This is a genomic window from Idiomarina sp. Sol25 (assembly GCF_033052775.1).
Classification (GTDB): domain Bacteria; phylum Pseudomonadota; class Gammaproteobacteria; order Enterobacterales; family Alteromonadaceae; genus Idiomarina.
In genome coordinates this window covers 1-264 of the sequence record NZ_JAUPEW010000146.1, presented here as the reverse complement: position 1 = coordinate 264, position 264 = coordinate 1, and the positions used below count along the sequence as shown (strand labels likewise).

Annotated in this window: 1 rRNA gene; it reads left to right on the top strand. The window is 56.8% G+C overall.

Annotated features, from left to right (window positions below):
- Positions 1 to 264: ribosomal RNA gene (locus Q5L94_RS13805) — 23S ribosomal RNA — on the top strand; the annotation flags it as partial.

Genomic DNA, 264 nt, shown 5'->3' with positions numbered 1-264 from the left:
ATCAGGATTGTGATGTGCAGGATAGGTGGTAGGCATTGAAGCAGGAACGCTAGTTCCTGTGGAGCCATCCTTGAGATACCACCCTTCGCACTCTTGATGTCTAACCGCGGTCCATTATCTGGATCCGGGACCCTGCGTGGCGGGTAGTTTGACTGGGGCGGTCGCCTCCTAAAGCGTAACGGAGGCGCGCGAAGGTTGGCTCAGAGCGGTCGGAAATCGCTCGTTGAGTGCAATGGCAAAAGCCAGCCTGACTGCGAGACTGAC